This window comes from Nocardia sp. NPDC004582 (assembly GCF_053602115.1).
On sequence record NZ_JBSGCY010000023.1, the window covers coordinates 1 to 16884 of the forward strand.

General features: G+C 69.8%; 15 protein-coding genes. 12 read left to right on the forward strand and 3 right to left on the reverse strand.

Features of this window, described 5'->3' with window-relative positions; translation table 11 throughout:
- The 5 genes from ACWELJ_RS09660 to ACWELJ_RS09680 all read left to right on the forward strand — a co-directional run.
- Positions 1-693, forward strand: a 693-nt coding sequence (locus tag ACWELJ_RS09660) for a thiamine pyrophosphate-dependent enzyme (protein WP_452365749.1), incomplete at its 5' end; no start/stop codon positions are given.
- A 23-nt stretch (positions 694-716) separates the two neighbouring features.
- Positions 717-1349: an SRPBCC family protein gene (locus tag ACWELJ_RS09665; protein ID WP_452365804.1), complete on the forward strand. Its 633-nt coding sequence runs from the start codon at positions 717-719 to the stop codon at positions 1347-1349.
- 2 nt (positions 1350-1351) lie between these two features.
- Positions 1352-2368: a 3-oxoacyl-ACP synthase III family protein gene (locus ACWELJ_RS09670; protein WP_452365750.1), complete on the forward strand. Its 1017-nt coding sequence runs from the start codon at positions 1352-1354 to the stop codon at positions 2366-2368.
- A gap of 11 nt (positions 2369-2379) precedes the next feature.
- On the forward strand, positions 2380-3384 hold the full coding sequence (locus ACWELJ_RS09675; RefSeq protein WP_452365751.1) for a pyridoxal phosphate-dependent aminotransferase: 1005 nt from the start codon (positions 2380-2382) through the stop codon (positions 3382-3384).
- 116 nt (positions 3385-3500) lie between these two features.
- A complete protein-coding gene (locus ACWELJ_RS09680) occupies positions 3501-3890 on the forward strand; it encodes a MarR family winged helix-turn-helix transcriptional regulator (protein ID WP_452365805.1) in 390 nt (129 codons plus the stop codon).
- A gap of 13 nt (positions 3891-3903) precedes the next feature.
- On the opposite strand, the gene ACWELJ_RS09685 is transcribed toward ACWELJ_RS09680, so the two are convergent.
- Positions 3904-4614 carry a Mut7-C RNAse domain-containing protein gene (locus tag ACWELJ_RS09685; RefSeq protein WP_452365752.1) on the reverse strand — a complete coding sequence of 237 codons (711 nt, stop codon included), beginning with the start codon at positions 4612-4614 and terminating at the stop codon, positions 3904-3906.
- Between the two features lie 645 nt (positions 4615-5259).
- Here ACWELJ_RS09685 and ACWELJ_RS09690 point away from each other — a divergent pair.
- From ACWELJ_RS09690 to ACWELJ_RS09720, 7 genes are all read left to right on the forward strand, one after another.
- On the forward strand, positions 5260-6780 hold the full coding sequence (locus ACWELJ_RS09690; protein WP_452365753.1) for a condensation domain-containing protein: 1521 nt from the start codon (positions 5260-5262) through the stop codon (positions 6778-6780).
- Between the two features lie 124 nt (positions 6781-6904).
- Complete coding sequence (locus tag ACWELJ_RS09695; protein WP_452365754.1) at positions 6905-8542, forward strand: glycosyltransferase; 1638 nt, start codon at positions 6905-6907, stop codon at positions 8540-8542.
- The gene (locus ACWELJ_RS09700; RefSeq protein WP_452365755.1) at positions 8539-9510 is read left to right on the forward strand and encodes an ATP-binding cassette domain-containing protein; all 972 of its coding nucleotides are present in this window, start codon (positions 8539-8541) and stop codon (positions 9508-9510) included. Before ACWELJ_RS09695 ends, ACWELJ_RS09700 begins: the two co-directional genes overlap by 4 nt.
- Positions 9507-10340, forward strand: coding sequence for an ABC transporter permease (locus tag ACWELJ_RS09705; protein WP_452365756.1), 834 nt, complete (start codon positions 9507-9509; stop codon positions 10338-10340). The genes ACWELJ_RS09700 and ACWELJ_RS09705 overlap by 4 nt, the downstream gene beginning before the upstream one ends.
- 13 nt (positions 10341-10353) lie before the next feature.
- Entirely contained in the window at positions 10354-11706 is a 1353-nt protein-coding gene (locus ACWELJ_RS09710; protein WP_452365757.1) for a hypothetical protein, read from the forward strand.
- A 93-nt stretch (positions 11707-11799) separates the two neighbouring features.
- Positions 11800-12807, forward strand: a complete 1008-nt coding sequence (locus ACWELJ_RS09715) for an AurF N-oxygenase family protein (protein WP_452365758.1) — start codon at positions 11800-11802, stop codon at positions 12805-12807.
- 92 nt (positions 12808-12899) lie between these two features.
- Positions 12900-14402: a flavin-containing monooxygenase gene (locus tag ACWELJ_RS09720; RefSeq protein ID WP_452365759.1), complete on the forward strand. Its 1503-nt coding sequence runs from the start codon at positions 12900-12902 to the stop codon at positions 14400-14402.
- An 82-nt stretch (positions 14403-14484) separates the two neighbouring features.
- On the opposite strand, the gene ACWELJ_RS09725 is transcribed toward ACWELJ_RS09720, so the two are convergent.
- Together ACWELJ_RS09725 and ACWELJ_RS09730 are read right to left on the reverse strand one after the other, a co-directional pair.
- Positions 14485-15192, reverse strand: a complete 708-nt coding sequence (locus ACWELJ_RS09725) for a hypothetical protein (RefSeq protein ID WP_452365760.1) — start codon at positions 15190-15192, stop codon at positions 14485-14487.
- 60 nt (positions 15193-15252) lie between these two features.
- Positions 15253-16809, reverse strand: a complete 1557-nt coding sequence (locus ACWELJ_RS09730; RefSeq protein WP_452365761.1) for a carboxylesterase/lipase family protein — start codon at positions 16807-16809, stop codon at positions 15253-15255.
- Positions 16810-16884: the final 75 nt, after the last annotated feature.

Consider the following 16884-nt stretch of genomic DNA (forward strand, 5'->3'; position numbering starts at 1 on the left):
GCGGTCGCGAGCTCGACCGGCGGTGCCGAGGGCGCCCGCCTCGATCCGGAATCCACTGGCGCGCAACCGGAGCGCCTCCCGTTGCCCGAGCTGGCCGTGCCGCCCGCGTCCGGACCGGGCGTCCGGTACCGCCCCGCCGTGGCGGCGATCGAAGCGGCCCTGGACCCCGGGACCGATGTGGTCGCCGACGCCGGGAACACCGGCGCGGCCGTCGTGCACCACCTCGGAATCCCTGAGGGCGGACGGTTTCTCATCGCCCTGGGCATGGGCGGCATGGGCTATTCGTTCGGCGCCGGAATCGGTTGCGCGCTGGGCCGGGGCCGTCGCACCGTGGTGATCGCCGGGGACGGCGCGTATTTCATGCACGGCCACGAGGTGCACACCGCGGTGGAATACCAGGCGCCGGTCACGTTCATCGTGTTCAACAACAATGCCCACGCCATGTGCGTGACCCGCGAGCAGGTCTTCTACTCCGGCGCCTACAGCTTCAACAGATTCCGCGCGTCGGAGATCGGCGCGGGCGTGGCCGCCCTGTTCCCTGAGCTCCCGGCCTGGACCGCGCGCACCCTCCCCGAATTCGAGCGGGCCCTGGACAAGACGCGGGCAATACCGGGACCCGCGTTCATCGAACTGCAGTGTGACCCGGATGAGATCCCACCCTTCGCACCGTTCCTGAAGGAGTCTTTCGCATGACCGAGACCGTCACCGACGAGCCGATCGAAGTTCCGGAACTGGACGTGCCGGGCGTGTACCGCATCGAGACCACGGCCCTCAAGGAAGGCATGCCGCTGGTCCTGGACATGACCCGCGCGGTGTACCCGCACGACGAGATCTACGGACAGTACTGCACCGTCACCGAATACGTGGCCGCGCCGCCGGACGAGGTGTACGCCTACCTGGCCGACACCCGCAGCCTGTGCGAATGGACCTACAGCATGCGCGGTTTCGAGCGCACCGCCGACCCCGAGGTGTGGGTGTCCGACGACCGCATCGGCTCGCACACCCGCATCTACACCCGTACCGTCGCCAACCCCGAGGCCCGCACCGTCGACTACCACTGCGCCTGGGATCAGGCCGACCACCTGTGGATGGTCTACCTGATGCGAGTCGTGGACGCCCAGGTGGTGCTGAACAAGCCGGGGTCGGTCGTCACCTGGACCAATTGCCATCACCCGTTCTACGAGGACAACGCGTATCCCGAGACCGCGCCCGAGGGCCGCCCGGTGTGGGTCGGCGACTTCTGGCACCTCTTCGCCGCCGGGCACCTGCTGGAACTGCGCAATCTCAAAGCCATCTGCGAACACCGGCATGCCGCCGGACAGCCGATCAAGCCGGAATGGATGCACTGATCATGAGCGCCGACACCGTGAGCCTGCTCGACGTCGCCGGGTACCTGCCCGAAACCATCGTCCCCGCCGACTATTTCGCGCAGTACGCCGACCCGGACGAGGTCACCTCGAACCTCATGTTCAAGGCCCCCAAGTTCCGCCGCCATATCGCGCCCGGCGAGACCCCGGCCGATATGGCCGAACGCGCGGTCGCCCCGATCCTGGGCCGGCACGGCCGGGACGTGTTGCGCGGCATCGACATTCTGATCGTGCACACCCAGCTGCCCGATATCGGCATCGTCGGCAGCGGCGGCGACGTGGCCGCCCGGCTCGGCATCGCGCCGGAGTGGCTGATCGACCTGCACAACGGCGGCTGCGCGGCGTTCGTGTACGGCATGAAACTGGCCCGTCAGATCCTGCTGTCCTCCGACGCCCGCTCGGCGCTGGTGGTCACCATCCAGAACGTGGCCGGCCAGGTCTTCACCCAGGAACAGGTGCGCGGCAAGGCGCAGGCCGCCATTCCGGGCGACGGCGCGGGCGCGGGACTGCTGGTGAAATCCGGGGATTCGCCGATCCTCGACATCGAGACCCGCCACCTGCCCGAATTCGCCGGGCAGATGACCGTGATCGCCGACCCGCCGCGCCGCTACTGGGAGGCCGGCAGCGGCGAGATGCACGTCGGCTTCACCGAATCCAAGATCGCCAAGGTGCTGCAGCGCGGCAATCGGCTGGTCCCCGAGGTCGCGGCGGCGGTCTGCGGCCGGATCGGCGTGCCCACCCAGGACCTGGACCTGCTGGTCACCAACCAGCCCAACCGAGCCTTCCTGCGCAATTGGCGAGACGCCCTGCAACTGCCGCCGGAACGGCATCCCGACACCTTCGACGAGTGCGGAAACCTGTTCGGCGCGGGCATTCCCGTCACCTTCGATCGCGCGGTCGACGAGGGCCGGGTGCCGGCCGGATCGCTGGTCATGTTCGCGGGCTTCGCGCACGCGGGCGATTTCGCGGGGGCCGCGGCCCTCCGCTGGGGCGGACGCTGAAGGGCGGCACCGTGAGCCATCTGGTGACGGCCGGACATCGGCTGCAGCTCAACGAGATTCCCTACGGCCCGCCGCCCTCGGTGCAGGAGGCACTCAGCGCGGCGCTGGCCTCGGCCAACCGGTATCCGGAATTCCTGCCCCGCCGCCTGCCCGGGCTGATCGCCGAACGGCTCGGGTGCACGCCCGATCGGATCGTGGTGGGCGCCGGCGCGACCGGCGTGATCATGCACATCGTCCAGGCGTTCGGCGCGGGCGGGGCGGAGGTGGTGATGGCGACGCCCACCTTCGACGGATTCCCCATCCTGACCAGCATGGCCGGCGGACGGCCGGTCACCGTGCCGCTCGATGATTCCGGGCGCCAGGATCTGGCGGCGCTGGCCGCGGCGGTCACCGAACGGACCCGCCTGCTGGTGGTGTGCAGCCCGCACAACCCCACCGGAACCCTGGTCCCGGCACCGGAATTCGAGGCGCTGCTGAAGGAGGTCCCGGACACGGTGACCGTGGTGCTCGACGAGGCGTACGTGGACTTCGTGTCGAGTGCCGATCGCATCGATGTGTTCGCGCTGCTGGAACGGCATCCGAACCTGCTCGTCCTGCGCACCTTCTCCAAGGCGTACGGCCTGGCCGCGCTGCGGGTCGGCTACGCGCTCGGGACCCCGGGGCTGATCGCGCGAATCGCCCGCTGGCAGTTGCCCTTCGGCATGACCGCGCTGGCCGAGGTGGCGGTGCGGGCCTGCTACGAAGCCGAGGCCGAGATCGAGGCGCGGGTCGCGACCCTGGCCGCGCACCGCGACCGGCTCAGCACCGGACTGCGCGCCCTGGGCCTGTCGGTGCCCGACAGCTACGCCAATTTCTCGTACCTGACCCTGCCCGGCCCGGAGGCCGATCGGGTCGCGACGGCGCTGGCGGGCGCGGACATCCACGTCAAGTCCTATCCCACGGGTATCCGCATCACGGTCGGCGATCGGGCGGCCACGGACGCGGTGCTCGCCACGGTGCGCAGTACAGTGCAGTAATGCAAGAACATCCGCCTTCCGCACCCGCTGGGGCCGAAGCGGACGAGGAGATCGACTACGCGCTGCTCTCGCTCAATGCCCAGCTGTGCTTCGCGCTGTACTCCACGTCGCGATCCATGACCGCCGCCTACCGGCCGTTCCTGGACGATATGAACCTGACCTACCCGCAATACCTGGTGCTGCTGGCGCTGTGGGAGCGGCCCGGCATCGCCATGAAGGACCTGGGCGAACAGGTGCACCTCGACTACGGCACCCTCTCCCCGCTGGTCCAGCGGCTACAGACGCGCGGTCTGGTGGAGAGCGTGCGCAGCGCCACCGACGGCCGGGCCGTGGTCCTGCACGCCACCGAGGCCAGCCGCGAACTCCAGCGGGGCGCGCAACAGATGATCCGCACCGTGCTGGATCTGGTGGGAGTTCCGGTGGAGGACATCGAGGTGCTGCGCGATCAGGTCAAGGCCCTCGGCGCCCGGCTGGACGCCGCGGCGGCCGCCGCCCGCGCTCGCTGACCGTCGGCGTCGATCAGGCGAATTTGGCCAGGGCGTCCGCCACGATGGCGTCCAGGCGGGCGTGGTGCGCGCCCTTCCAATAGGTCTGGCCGCAGTCGACGCATTCGGCGAAGGTGTCGTAGCTCTGGCCGGTGTTGTCGGGCAGGCGGTCGCGGACCGTGGCCGGATCGGCGGGGCGCAGCGCGCCGTTGCAGGAGGTGCAGCGGGTCCAGGGGGCCAGGCGCGGGGCGAAACGGGACAGGATGTCGTCCAGCTGCTCGGCCGGGTGATGGCTGTAAACATAGGCGCCGGAATAGATTTCGCGGCGGCGCAGCAGGCCGCGATCGCGGGAGAGCAGGACCCGTCGCTCGGCGGCGGAGCGGGAGGCCAGGGCGGCGTCGCCGATATCCGGATTCTCGTAGGCCGCATCGATTCCCAGCAGGCGCAGCCGGCGCGCCAGGGTGCCCAGGTGGATGTCGAGCAGGAAGCGCAGGGGCTCGGCGCACACCTGCGGGCGGGCCACGGCCGACACCGCGATCTTCTCGCCGCCGTGCGGAATGTGGCCGGTGGCAACGGATTCGCCGTCCACCAGGACCGTGCCCACCTCGGTGAGCGGCACACCCAGCGACTCCACCACATGCCCCAGCGTCGAGGTGCCGTCCACCCGGACCGGCGTGCGGTCGCGCTGACCGACGAACACGCGCAGCTCCGGCGCGAACTCGACGGTGATCTCCCCTGCGTTCACCAGCCCAGGATCCCAGAAATCGGGTACCCGCGAGCAACTCGTTTTCCGGCGCCGGCGGGCAGGGCGGCCGCGGCCGAATGTGAAGTGGAGGCGAATTTCACCGGTGTAGTGGCCTGAAGCACAGGGGAATGGCGTGAGAACAGTCCGTTAACCAATTGTTTGCGCTCAGGCTGGTTGCGGATCTGTCCGGTAGATGATTTTCTTGGGTTCGCAGGTCTCATCTACCCATCGGGTGAAATCCTCGGCAGCGTCGCCAATCACAATTCGGACCTGCCCTCACCAAGTCGCCGCTCTCGGCGCGCTTGTCCTGATGAAGGTGAAAGGAAATCGGGCCATGTCTGCATTCGGATCTGCTCGTGCGGCCGCAGCCCTGCCGGCGGGAATCACCGCGCCCCTGCCTCGGGCATTGGGCTCGGGCAGCGCCGCCGCGGGCGCCGGGTCCGCCGGGAAATAGTGCTCGCCGACACAGTGGGCGGGGGATTTCGATGTGCGGCACAGTCGGCCGGCATATCACCATTCAATAGCTTCCAATTCGCCGGATAGCTCATAAACGGTCTCTATCGCGCTGGTTCGCGCACCGTGAATTCTTTACGGAAAGCGAACGGCCGCAGCGATACCGGCGAAGTCTCGATGAGGGAGACGGTCATGGATTACACCCACCTATCCGAATTCGCGGTGCGCTCGGGCGCACTCACCCTGTGGCGGGCCGAACTGGCCCCGGGAGCGGCGTGGACCACCGACGCCCGGCCCCTGACCAGCGTGCACGTCCGCCACTGCCGGGAGACGGACGCCGCCGACCCGCGACCGGGCCGGGGTCGCTGGATCGGAACCATCTTCGAAATGGACGCGCCGTTCCACCCCGCGCGCTGGCGCGAGACCGCGCGCCGCTGGCACGCCCGCCACGAGGGCCTGCGCACCACCCTGACCCGCCACGACATCCCCGAACCCGAGCGGCTGGTCTGCGCGGCCGCCGACGTCGACGTCACCGCCGAGCCGATCCCCGGTGTCACCGGCTCCCGCGCGATCAACGAATACCTCACCGCCACACTGGAATCGACACTCTCGCCACTCCAGTGGCCGCACTGCCTGCTCGCCACCGTGGAGCACGCCGACACCGGCGACTTCACCGTCCTGGTGGCCGCCGACCATTCCGTCCTGGACGCCTACTCGCAGGCCATCGTCATCCTCGAACTCCGCGCCCTGTACGCCGAGGTCACCCGCGGCGAGCCGCCCCGCGAATCGCCGACCTTCGGCAGCGCCGCGGACTTCGCCCAATGGGAACGCGACACGGCCGCCGCCCTCACCCCCGACTGCGACGCGGTCCGCTACTGGCGTGGCTTCCTCGACGGCTCCGGCGGCATGCTGCCCCGCTTCGAACCCGCAATCACGCCTCGGCGGAGGGCTGTAGCGCCCACCGGGGCCGGCGAATTCTCGCCGCCACCACAGACGTCGCTGTCGCGAAAGCTGTTGTCGCTCAGCGAACTCGAGCAGGTGGAGCGCGCGGTGATCGAGCGCGGTCACCGGCTCTCGGTGGCGGTGTTCACGGCCCTCGCCATCGCCTACCGCCGCGCCTTCGGCCACATCTCCCTGCGGGCGATCATGCCCATCGCCACCCGCCCCGACCTGCGCTGGCTCGAATCCATGGGCTGGTTCGTGAATGTCGTCCCCGTCGAGCTCACCCTGGCCCCCGATCTGGATCTGGACAGCGCCCTGGAGTCCACCCGCACCGTCCTGCGCCGCTCCCGCACCGCCAACGACGCCACCTGGACCCGCGTCCTGGAACTCCTGAACTGCACCGACCACCCCCGCTTCGGCATCTCCTTCCTCGACATCCGAGCCCTCCCCGACCACGAACTCGTCGAATCCCTGCGCGGCCACACCCTCCGCGCCGAGTCCTACTCGCCCGACGAGGTCTTCTTCTGGATCGTCCGAGCCACCGACGGCCTCCGCCTCTCCACCCGCTTCCCCGCCACCTTCCCGGAGTCCGAAATGGACCGCTTCCTCACTGAATTCACCCGCGCCATGCGCGAATTCACCGGAGCCGGCGACGGCGGCAGCCGAGCCACCGCCTCTCGAAAGCCTTTCGCGCTGCCGTCGGCCGCACCGGCTCACACCGCTACCGCCGAACCCGCCCCGGCGCGGATTCCAGCCGCCGCTCGGGTGTGACCACCATGTGCGCGCTATTGGAGATTTCACGCGACCGTCGCGCTGCCGCGTGGGGCCGACCGGAGGCAGTCGCCCGTCGGGTATCCGCGGCGCACTTCAGCGACGTCGGGATCGGGGGTGCGCGATGAAGGTGCTGCTCGCATTCGCCGGTAGCCGGGGTGACGCCCAGCCGGGCGTGCTGCTCGGCCGGGAACTCGCGGGGCGTGGCCACGCCGTCACGCTCGCCGTCTCGCCGAACCTGGTCGGGTTCGCCGCTCGATACGGTGTTTCGGCGGTGCCGTTCGGTCTCGACAGCGATGAGATGTTGCGCGCGCAACGTGATGATCGGCGATTTCGGCACCCGAATCCCGTACAGCGGGTGCGGGCGGTGTTGGACCTGCAACGCCGCGGATTCGCCGAGGCGGCGGGAGATCTGCTCGGCCTGGCCGGCGACTCCGACGCGCTGGTCACCGGCATGGCTTGTGAGGAGGTCGCGGCGGAAGTCGCACGGCACCAAGGGATTCCGCTCGCCGCGGTGCATTTCTTCCCGATCGAGCCGAATCGGGCGGTTCCGGTGGTTCCGGCGGCGTGGGGGCGACACCTTCCGGGCACGTTGAACCGGCTGGGCTGGCAGGCGTTGACCGTGGCGCGCGCGTGGGCCCTCGAGCCCGAGCGCGCAGCCTTCCGGCACGGCGCCGTCCGCGGCACGGCCTCGCACACCTCCTCCGTGCCCGCCGGCCACGAGGCTCGCGTCCGGCCGGTCGACGGGGCACCCGGATCGGGGTGGGGCGGGCGGATACCGCCCCTGGTCGATCGCGCGGGGTGGCGGACCCTGCCCAGGGCTCGAGCTCGAGCGATGGCTCCCAGCCCCGGAGCCTTCCCCGAGTCGGCACTCGCGGCGGGTCGGCGTGCTCCGGGTGAGCCACTGGGCGGCAACCTGATAGAGGGTGCGGCGACCGCCGGGATTGGCCTCGACGCTCCGGCATACACGGCGATTCAGGCTTACGACGCCGCGCTGTTTCCCGGGCTCGCGGACGAACTGCGGGAGATGCCGTTCACCGGGTTCCCGGTACCCGCCGACGACAGCCGCTCGATCTCCCAGGACAGTGCGGGGCGGCGTCCTCCGGAGTGGCCTGAGCCGGGAACCAGCGCGGTCGAGGAACGAGGTCCCGGACTCGGCGCGGAGTTGTTCGAGTGGCTGATCGCGGGTCCGGCTCCGGTGTACGCGGGTTTCGGGTCGATGCCGGTGGCTGAGCCGGTCGCGGTCGAGTCGCTGGTCCGAGAGGTGGGGCGGCGGCTCGGGCGGCGAATATTGCTGGTGGGCCCCATGTTCCGTCGCCGGATCGGGGACGAGCTGGCGGTGGTGGATCAGGTCGACCACCGAGCGGTGCTGCCATTGTGCGATGCCGCCGTCCACCACGGCGGGGCCGGGACCACCGCTGCCGTCTTGCACGCGGGGGTGCCGTCGGTGATCTGTTCGGTACAGGCGGATCAGTCCTACTGGGGCAGGCAGGTGCAGGCGCTCGGGCTGGGGGCGACCGCGCCGTTCGCGGGGATCACCGCGAATCGGCTGGAGCGGTTGCTGATTCGTGCGACCCAGCCGGAGGTGCGTCTGCGGGCGGCCGCCTACGGGGCGCGATTCCGCGACGACGGGGTCGCGCGCGCGGCGGATGTTGTCGAAGGCCTGCTGCCGCGGGCGACCACGCGATCGCCGGGCACGGAAGGGCTCTCGATCGCCACCGGTGGATATTCGGCCTCGACCATGATCGGAGGTGCGCGATGAGTGAGATCGCCATCGAAACACGCGGGCTCGGAAAGAGTTTCGGATCCATGACGGCCGTCGACGCGGTCGATCTGGACGTCACGGCCGGGACGGTGTTCGCGCTGCTCGGCCCCAATGGTGCGGGGAAGACGACCACCGTGCGGATGCTGGCCACGCTGGCGCGCCCGTCCCGTGGCACGGCGACGGTTTTCGGGTACGACGTGGTCGGGCAGGCCACGGCGGTACGGTCGATGATCGGGCTCACCGGCCAGTACGCGGCCGTGGACGAGAACCTGACCGCGTGGGAGAACCTGCGCCTGTTCGGGCGGCTGCTCGGACTCGGCCGACGCGGCGCGCAGGATCGGGCGGCGGAACTCCTGGACGAGTTCGAGCTGACCGCCGCCGCCAACCGGCGGGTGGGGTCGTTCTCCGGCGGCATGCGACGGCGGCTGGATCTGGCGGCGACGCTGATCACGGTGCCGCCCTTGATCTTTCTGGATGAGCCCACCACCGGCCTGGACCCGCACACCCGCGAGCGCATGTGGTCGGTGGTGCGCGGCTTGGTCGGGCGTGGCGCGACCATCCTGCTCACCACGCAATACCTCGAGGAGGCGGACGCCCTCGCGGACCGGATCGCGGTCATCGACCACGGCACCGTGGTCGCCGAGGGCACGGCGGGGGAGCTCAAGTCCTCCATCGGCGAGGAGATGCTGCGCATCGATCTGGCCGATCCGGCACAGCGCCCACTGGCCGACGCCGTCGTCGAAAGAACCACCGGCGCGACGCCTCTGCACGGCGACAATCCCGCCACGGTCGCCGTTCCGCTCTCCGATATCGGCATCGCCGCCGATATCGTCGCCGCCTGCCGCGACAGCGGAATCCGGCTGCGCGGCTTCGGGATCGAACGCCCCGACCTGAATTCGGTGTTCCTGGCGCTCACCCGGCGCCCGGCCCGCTCCACGCTTCCGGCCGAAAGGCGGACCGCATGACCGTCCTGTCCGACACCCCGGTGCTGGTCCACCCGGCCGCCCGCATCCCGCGACAGCCGCGCCTCACCAGGGTCGGGCCGCGCGCGGGGCTCGCGCAGTCGCTGTTCATGGCCCAGCGCGGCCTGCTGACCTTCCGGCACAGTCCACAGCTGCTCTACGACGCCGTGCTGCTGCCCATCGTGGGACCGCTATTGTTCGGCAGCGTCTTCGGCAAGGCGATCGCGGGCAGCCTGGACGCGTATCTGCCGACGCTGATCCCCGGTGTGCTGGTGCAGATCGTGCTCACCTCCTCGGTCGCGATGGGCGTCCAGCTCTCCGAGGACATCCGCTCGGGTGTCTTCGACCGCTTCGTCTCCATGCCGATCGCCCGCTTCGCACCGGTGGCCGGTGGCCTGCTGGCGGGCGCGACCCGCTATGTGATCGCCGCGCTCATGGTGCTGCTGGTCGGCTTCGGCATGGGCTACCGGCCAGACCACCCGCTGGGTCTGGTGGCGGGCGCGGCCCTGGTGGTGTTCGCCACCACCGCCATGAGCTGGCTGTTCGCCTTCATCGGCGTGACCGTGGCCAAACCCGCCGCCGTGCAGGGCATGTCGATGCTGGTGCTCACCTTCGCCAGTTTCGCCTCCAACGCTCTGGTCCCGGAGGCGGCCATGCCCGCCTGGCTGCGCCAGGTCTCGGACTACAACCCCGTCTCGCATCTGGTGGCGGCGGTGCGCACCCTGGCCGAGTCCGGTTCGGCCGGCTCCGACTTCGCCTGGTCGGTGGGTTCCGCGCTCGTCGTCGCGATCGTGTTCGCGCCCTTGACCGTTCGCACCCTGCGCGCCCACTGATCCGGAGGCCGTCATGCCCGCAGTCCTGAACCGGCTCACCGCCGACGACGACCTGTTCCTGAAACTGCACGACCTGTACGGCACCGCGCTGGTCAACCAGCTGGCCTGGCGGTTCGACGAACCACTGGATCCCGTGGTGCTGGAACGCCTGCACGCGCACCTCGCCCACGGCTTCCTGGCGCGCCGGGTGCTGACCACGTCGGTGCCGTTCGCCCGGCCGTGGTGGGTGTCGGCCGCCGCCGCCGAACCACTGGTCGTGCGACCGGAGCCGGTGCCCGAAACCGGCGTCCTGGATTGGCTTTTCGAACAGAGCGAGGTGGAGTTCGACCCGGTCACCGGGCGGGTATGGAGGCTGTCGGCCGCGCCCACGGCCTCCGGCGGCACCCTGCTGTCCCTGGTCACCTCGCACGTGGGCGCGGACGGCGGCGCGGTGCTCTACGCGGTGGGCGACGCCCTGCGCCGCCTGGACGCCGGTGACCCGCCGGATATCGCGACGAGTTCGGGCCGCCTGGTGGGCTCGACCCCGACCGGCGGGCTGTTCCGCGCGCATCTCACCGATGCCGTCGGCCAGCTGCGCGCCGCCGCCCGGGGTATCCGCGCGGCGGTCGAGGCCCGCGAAGTTCACGAGCCCGGCCGCAACCCGCGGCCCGCCGAACCGCGGCTGCCGCTCCCGGAACGTCATTCGGCCGCCGACCTGGTCGTGGAAGTCGATGCGGCCGAATGGAACTCCGTCGCCGCCGCCCACGACGGCACCGACAACGGACTCATGGTCGGCGTCGCCGTCGGCGTTCTCGGCCGCAGCGGCCGCGTCGAGGACGGCGCCGAGGTCCGGGTCGACATTCCGCGTTCCTTGCGCGGTGTCGACGATCCCCGCGGCAACGCCACCACGGGCCTGCCCATCGCCGTGCCCTACCGCAAGGGTGGGCGCACCGACCTGCGTCAGGTGCGGACCGCCATCAAGCGGGCGGCCCGCGCCTACTCCGATCCCGCCACCACCCCGGCGCTGCAACACCTGCAACCGGTCCAGATGATGCTGCCGACGTTCGTGCTGGGCTTCTTCTCCCGCACCGCCAAGGCTCCGGAATGCCTGTGCACGAATCTCGGCGAGACCGGTCGGGGCGTGGCGACCATCGCCGGGGCGCGCGCTCGCGCGGTGCTCATGCGCCCGGTGGTCTGCACCGCCGACACCGACCTGTTCCGCCGCGTGGAGGTCGGCCTGAACCTGTCCTGGTCCAGTGACGGCGACACCGTGACCCTCGCGATCACGGGTGCGGATCCGGATCGCTTCCCGACCCGGGAAGCCCTTCGTGCCCTGGTCGGAGACGAATTCGAGGCCTGGGGACTGCGTCCTCGGTTCTGGAGCTGAACCCTACTGGTCGGTACCTGTTGACGCGGCGCCAATGTACGCGTAACCATGGATTACAGATACTTAGGTCCATTTCCGAAAGAGGCTCTGACAATGACGTCAGCACATGCGACGGACGACCCCGCGGTCGCGCTTGCCCGGCAGTACGCCGACAAGCTCATGCTGCTCTCGCAGGGGTCCGTCGACAAGAATTTCGATCCGTTCACCGATATCGATTGGGACCACCCCGATTTCGAGGTCAAGGCCGACGACAAGCGCTGGATTCTGCCCGTCTCCGGTGACATGTTCGCCCGCCATCCCTGGTATCAGGCCCAGTCCGAGGCGCGCAAGATCGCGATCGGGCTGTGGCGGCAGGCCAATATCGCCAAGGTCGGCCTGCAGTTCGAGACCCTGCTCATCGGCGGCATGGTGCAGCACACCTTCAAGCTGCCCAATGGCTCCCCGGAGTTCCGGTACTGCACCCACGAGGTCATCGAGGAGTGCAACCACACCCTGATGTTCCAGGAGATGGTGAACCGCATCGGGATCGACGTGCCCGGCATGAGCACGATCCTCAAGCAGCTCACCTACCTGGTGCCGCCGCTGGCCTCGGTCTTCCCGAATCTGTTCTTCATGGCCGTGCTCTCGGGCGAGGAGCCGATCGACCACATCCAGAAGGCGATCCTGCGCGCCGGCGAGGACATTCACCCGATCATGCGCGGCGTCATGGCGATTCACATCGCCGAGGAGGCCCGCCACATCTCCTTCGCCCATGAGTTCCTGGAACACCATGTGCCGCAGGCGAACCCGTTCGACAAGTTCGTGCTGTCACTGGCCTTCCCGATCGTCATGTGGATCGGCGGCCGGGCGATCCTGGTGCCGCCGCGCGCCTTCTTCCGCGAGTTCGACATCCCGCGCGAGGTCCGCAAGGAGGTGTTCTTCGGCTCCGAGGACTCGAAGGAGGCGTTCGCGGGCTTCTTCGGTGACGTGCGGTCGCTGGCCAAGAAGATCGGGCTGATGAACCCGGTGTCCCAGCGGGTCTGGAACATCCTCGGTATCGGCGGCCCGACTACCCGGTATCGGTCGGAGCCGGACCGGCCTGGCCAGGTCCGCGCCGCCTGACGCAGCCGGTGGTAGACGTTACCGCAAATAACATGTAATACTCGGTACGCCCGGACGCCGGTGTCCGGGCGCGACGAGAAGCGAGTTCCCCAATGACGCGGCATGTCGACGTACTGATCATCGGCGCGGGCCTGTCCGGTATCGGCATGGCCTGCCACCTGACCAGGGAGAAGACCGGGCGCAGCTACCTGATCCTGGAGCGCCGGACCGCCATCGGCGGCACCTGGGACCTGTTCAAGTACCCCGGTATCCGATCCGACTCGGACATGTACACCTTCGGTTTCGGCTTCCGGCCCTGGCACGGCACCAAGGTGCTCGCCGACGGACCCCACATCCGCCAGTACATCGAGGACACGGCCGCCGAGTACGGCGTCACCGACCACATCCGCTTCGGCCGCAAGGTCACCCGGACCGCCTGGTCCAGCGAGCAGGGCGGGTGGACCGTCGAGGTGCTCGACGAGCGCACCGGCCAGACCGAGACCTACACCAGCGACTTCCTGGTGGGTTGCACCGGCTACTACGACTACGACAACGGCTACCAGCCCGAGTTCCCCGGCGCGGAGAACTTCGGCGGGCAGATCGTGCACCCGCAGCACTGGCCCGAGAACCTCGACTACCGGGGCAAGAAGGTCGTCGTGATCGGCAGTGGCGCGACCGCCATCACCCTGATCCCGGCCATGAGCAAGGACGCCGCGCACGTCACCATGCTGCAGCGTTCGCCCACCTACATCGCCGCGCTGCCCGCCGACGACCCGGTCGCGGTCGGCTTCAAGTTCGCCAAGGTGCCCGCCGCCATCGCCTACAAGGCGGGCCGGGCGCGCAATATCGCGCTGCAGCGGGCCAGCTACCAGCTCTCGCGTACCAACCCGAAGCTGTCGGCCAAGCTCATGCTGGCCGCGGTGCGCGCGCAGGTCGGGCCGAACATCGACATGAAGCACTTCACCCCCAGCTACAACCCGTGGGATCAGCGCCTGTGCGTGGTGCCCAACGGCGATCTGTTCAAGGTGCTGCGCAAGGGTGAGGCGTCGATCGTCACCGACACCATCGAGACCTTCACCGAGACGGGCATCCGGCTGTCCTCGGGCGCGGAGCTCGAGGCCGACATCGTGGTCAGCGCGACGGGTCTGAAGGTGCAGATGCTCGGCGGCGCGGAGCTCGAGGTGGACGGCGAGACGCTCGCCACCCGGGATCTGGTGGCCTACAAGGGCGCCCTGCTGGGCACTGTGCCGAACATGATGATCGTGCTCGGCTACACCAACGCCTCGTGGACGCTGAAGGCCGATCTGGCCGCGGAGTACTTCTGCCGCCTGCTGAACCACATGCGCGACAACGGTTTCAGCGAAGTGGTCGCGGTGCCCGAGGAGGGTGACCGGTCCGAGGCGTCGCTCATGGGCGGCGCGCTGACCTCCGGCTACATCCAGCGCGGCGACGGCGTCATGCCGCGCCAGGGCACCCGGGGGCCGTGGCTGGTGATCAACAACTACTTCCGCGACCGCGCCATGCTGCGCAAGGCTCCGCTGGAGGACGGTGTACTGCGGTTCCGCCGCGGCGCCCGCAAGGCTGCTCCGGTCGCGGCCGAAACCCGTTCGGCCTGATCGGATTCCGGATCTCGAACCCGGCCGTGCAGGGTGCGGCCGGGTTCGTCCTGTCCGGGGACCGCCGGACTCGGGGTGGGCGCTAGACCGGCTGGAAGCCGCTGCCCACGCCCTTGCCCGCGTCGACCGCGGCGCGCACGGTGTCGAAGGCGACGGCGATGACGGGGGAGTGCATCGGATTGTTGGCGTCGGTGCAGCTGAACCGGAGATTGCGGGTGTCGCTGATCAGCGGCGCGGAGACCATGCCGACCAGCTTGTCGCCGACGGTGACGGGCCCGCCCGAATCGCCGTAGCTCGAGCAGGCCTGCTCCAGCAGTCCGACCGGGCTCGATGTCCACACCACGCCGCAGGCGTGCCCGCTGGTCCGGCCGTTCTGGCACACCACGCTCCAGGCGGGCGGCGTCGGCGCGACCCCGGCGATGGTGGTGTCGCCGACCGAGCGCAGCGGGGTGACGAGAGCCGGATCGAATTCGATGACCGCGTAGTCGAGCTGCGCGTCCGCGGCGCGAACCACCCCGACCACCCCGGCGTCGGGGAACTGCTCCCCGTGCACCGGCGTCCCGGCCTCGGCGCAGTGCCCGGCGGTGAAGCCGACCAGCCGCCCGGCGGCGTCGTAACCGATGGTGGTCAGGCTGCACTTGGCGGTGTGGCCGCCCTGGCCCAGCACCAGGCCGGAGCCGCCGCCCAGCGCGGCCTGCTGGTCACCCGGTGCGGCCTGCGCGGCCGGGACGGTCGGCAGCCCGCAGGCCACGGCCACCGCGGCCGGTGCGATCCAGCGCTTCACCTGCATTGACCGACCACCTATCCACGATTCGACTCGACGCGTATTGCTCCACGGTAGCCCGCGGGTTCAGCGCAGCCAGATCGGACGTTGTGCGGCGAAGGGATCGGACTGGACGTGTGGCGCATCCGACCAGATCATGGTCTCGCGCCGGTCGAGAGTGTAGCGGGGCCAGGCGGCGCCCGGGTCGGCGTTGCTGATGAACGCGACCCACGCCTGGTGAATGGCGTCGGCCAGCGCCTGCGGCGGACGCTCGCCGGTCACCGCGGTCACCCCCGGGGCCCGCAGCAGGTCGAAGGCGAACGGGACGTCGAGGCAGTGGAACGACATGCCCTGGAACTTGGACGCGTTCGAGGTCCAGGTGAATTCGTAGAGCCAGGTGGGCTGCCCGTGACTCGCTCGCATCTCGGCCACCCGGTAGGACGGCATCCGGATCACGGCATCGCTCTGGGCCTGTCCCGCAAGCTGATCCGCCGACAAACCCGGGTAGGCCAGGTGCCAATCGCCGGCCCGGGAGGCGTCGAAGCCGAACGCGCCCAGGGCGGCGGGCAGCGTGGTATCGGTGACCGGCGGCCGTTCCCCGGCCAGCGGCGCGGCGTTGAATTCGTGCGCGGTGAAGCCGAGCATGAGTGGAACATCCTGGTCCGCACCGGATTTCAGTACCTCGGCGCTGGTGGCCGGGATGAGCGTGCCGTCGGCCCAGGGGGCCAGGCCGAGCAGGGTGGCGGCGGTGCTGTCGGGTCCGGGCGCGCGCAGTTTGTCCTCGAGATCCTGCAATCCCGACCGGCTCAGGTCCCGCAGCGCCGCGGCGGTGGCGGGCACGCCGGTGCGCTTGGTGAACAGCGCCGACATGGTCAGCGCGGTGGCGCGATCATTGGGCTGGGTGACCGCGCCGGACTCCGAAATGCCCGCGCGGAACAGCCCTTTCGCGGCCGGGGTGTTCAGCAGCGCCCACACCGCGCCGCCGCCCGCCGACTGGCCGGCGATCGTCACCTTCGCCGGATCCCCGCCGAACGCGGCGATATTGTCGCGTACCCAGGTCAGCGCCGCGATCCAATCCAGCACGCCGCGATTGTCCGGGGTGTCGTCGAGGTGCAGGAACCCCTCGATGCCCAGGCGGTACCCGGCCGACACCAGCACCACGCCGTCGCGATTGAACGCCGCGCCGTCGTACCACGGGCTGGCCGGGCTGCCGGCCACGAATCCGCCGCCGTGAATCCACACCAGCACAGGCAGTTTCGCGTCCGGGTCCGGCTTCGGGGTGAACACATTGACGGTCAGGATGTCGTCCCCGGCGATCGACGGCTCCGGAATCGCGGTCACCTCGGACAACTGCTCGACCTGAGCGGTCGGACCATACGCGGTGCAGTCCCGGGTCCCGGTCCACGCGGCCGCCGGCACGGGCGCGGCGAAGCGCAGCGCACCCACCGGCGGCTGGGCGAACGGAATGCCGAGGAAGGCGGTGCCGGTCTCCCGTCGTACCCCGCGCACCGCCCCCGCCGCGGTGGTCACGACCACCGTCTCCTTCGGCTTCTCGGACTCCGACGATCCGCGGGTACACGCCGTGAGGGCCAGCGCTCCCGCCCCGAGCAGCAGTGTTCGTCGTCCGATCCGTTCCACGCCCATACCAACCTCTGATCCAGAATTGATGTCAACACTTGACATACTTACTCGCCGCGGCCGACGCGCCTCGGCCCCCAC

Bases quoted from the DNA above. Each gene is read 5' to 3' on its own strand.
- ACWELJ_RS09705 (WP_452365756.1), top strand. From the start codon at position 9,507: ATGACCGTCCTGTCCGACACCCCGGTGCTGGTCCACCCGGCCGCCCGC.
- ACWELJ_RS09730 (WP_452365761.1), bottom strand. From the start codon at position 16,809: ATGGGCGTGGAACGGATCGGACGACGAACACTGCTGCTCGGGGCGGGA.
- ACWELJ_RS09720 (WP_452365759.1), top strand. From the start codon at position 12,900: ATGACGCGGCATGTCGACGTACTGATCATCGGCGCGGGCCTGTCCGGT.
- ACWELJ_RS09725 (WP_452365760.1), bottom strand. From the start codon at position 15,192: ATGCAGGTGAAGCGCTGGATCGCACCGGCCGCGGTGGCCGTGGCCTGC.
- ACWELJ_RS09695 (WP_452365754.1), top strand. From the start codon at position 6,905: ATGAAGGTGCTGCTCGCATTCGCCGGTAGCCGGGGTGACGCCCAGCCG.
- ACWELJ_RS09710 (WP_452365757.1), top strand. From the start codon at position 10,354: ATGCCCGCAGTCCTGAACCGGCTCACCGCCGACGACGACCTGTTCCTG.
- ACWELJ_RS09670 (WP_452365750.1), top strand. From the start codon at position 1,352: ATGAGCGCCGACACCGTGAGCCTGCTCGACGTCGCCGGGTACCTGCCC.
- ACWELJ_RS09690 (WP_452365753.1), top strand. From the start codon at position 5,260: ATGGATTACACCCACCTATCCGAATTCGCGGTGCGCTCGGGCGCACTC.
- ACWELJ_RS09715 (WP_452365758.1), top strand. From the start codon at position 11,800: ATGACGTCAGCACATGCGACGGACGACCCCGCGGTCGCGCTTGCCCGG.
- ACWELJ_RS09680 (WP_452365805.1), top strand. From the start codon at position 3,501: ATGACCGCCGCCTACCGGCCGTTCCTGGACGATATGAACCTGACCTAC.
- ACWELJ_RS09700 (WP_452365755.1), top strand. From the start codon at position 8,539: ATGAGTGAGATCGCCATCGAAACACGCGGGCTCGGAAAGAGTTTCGGA.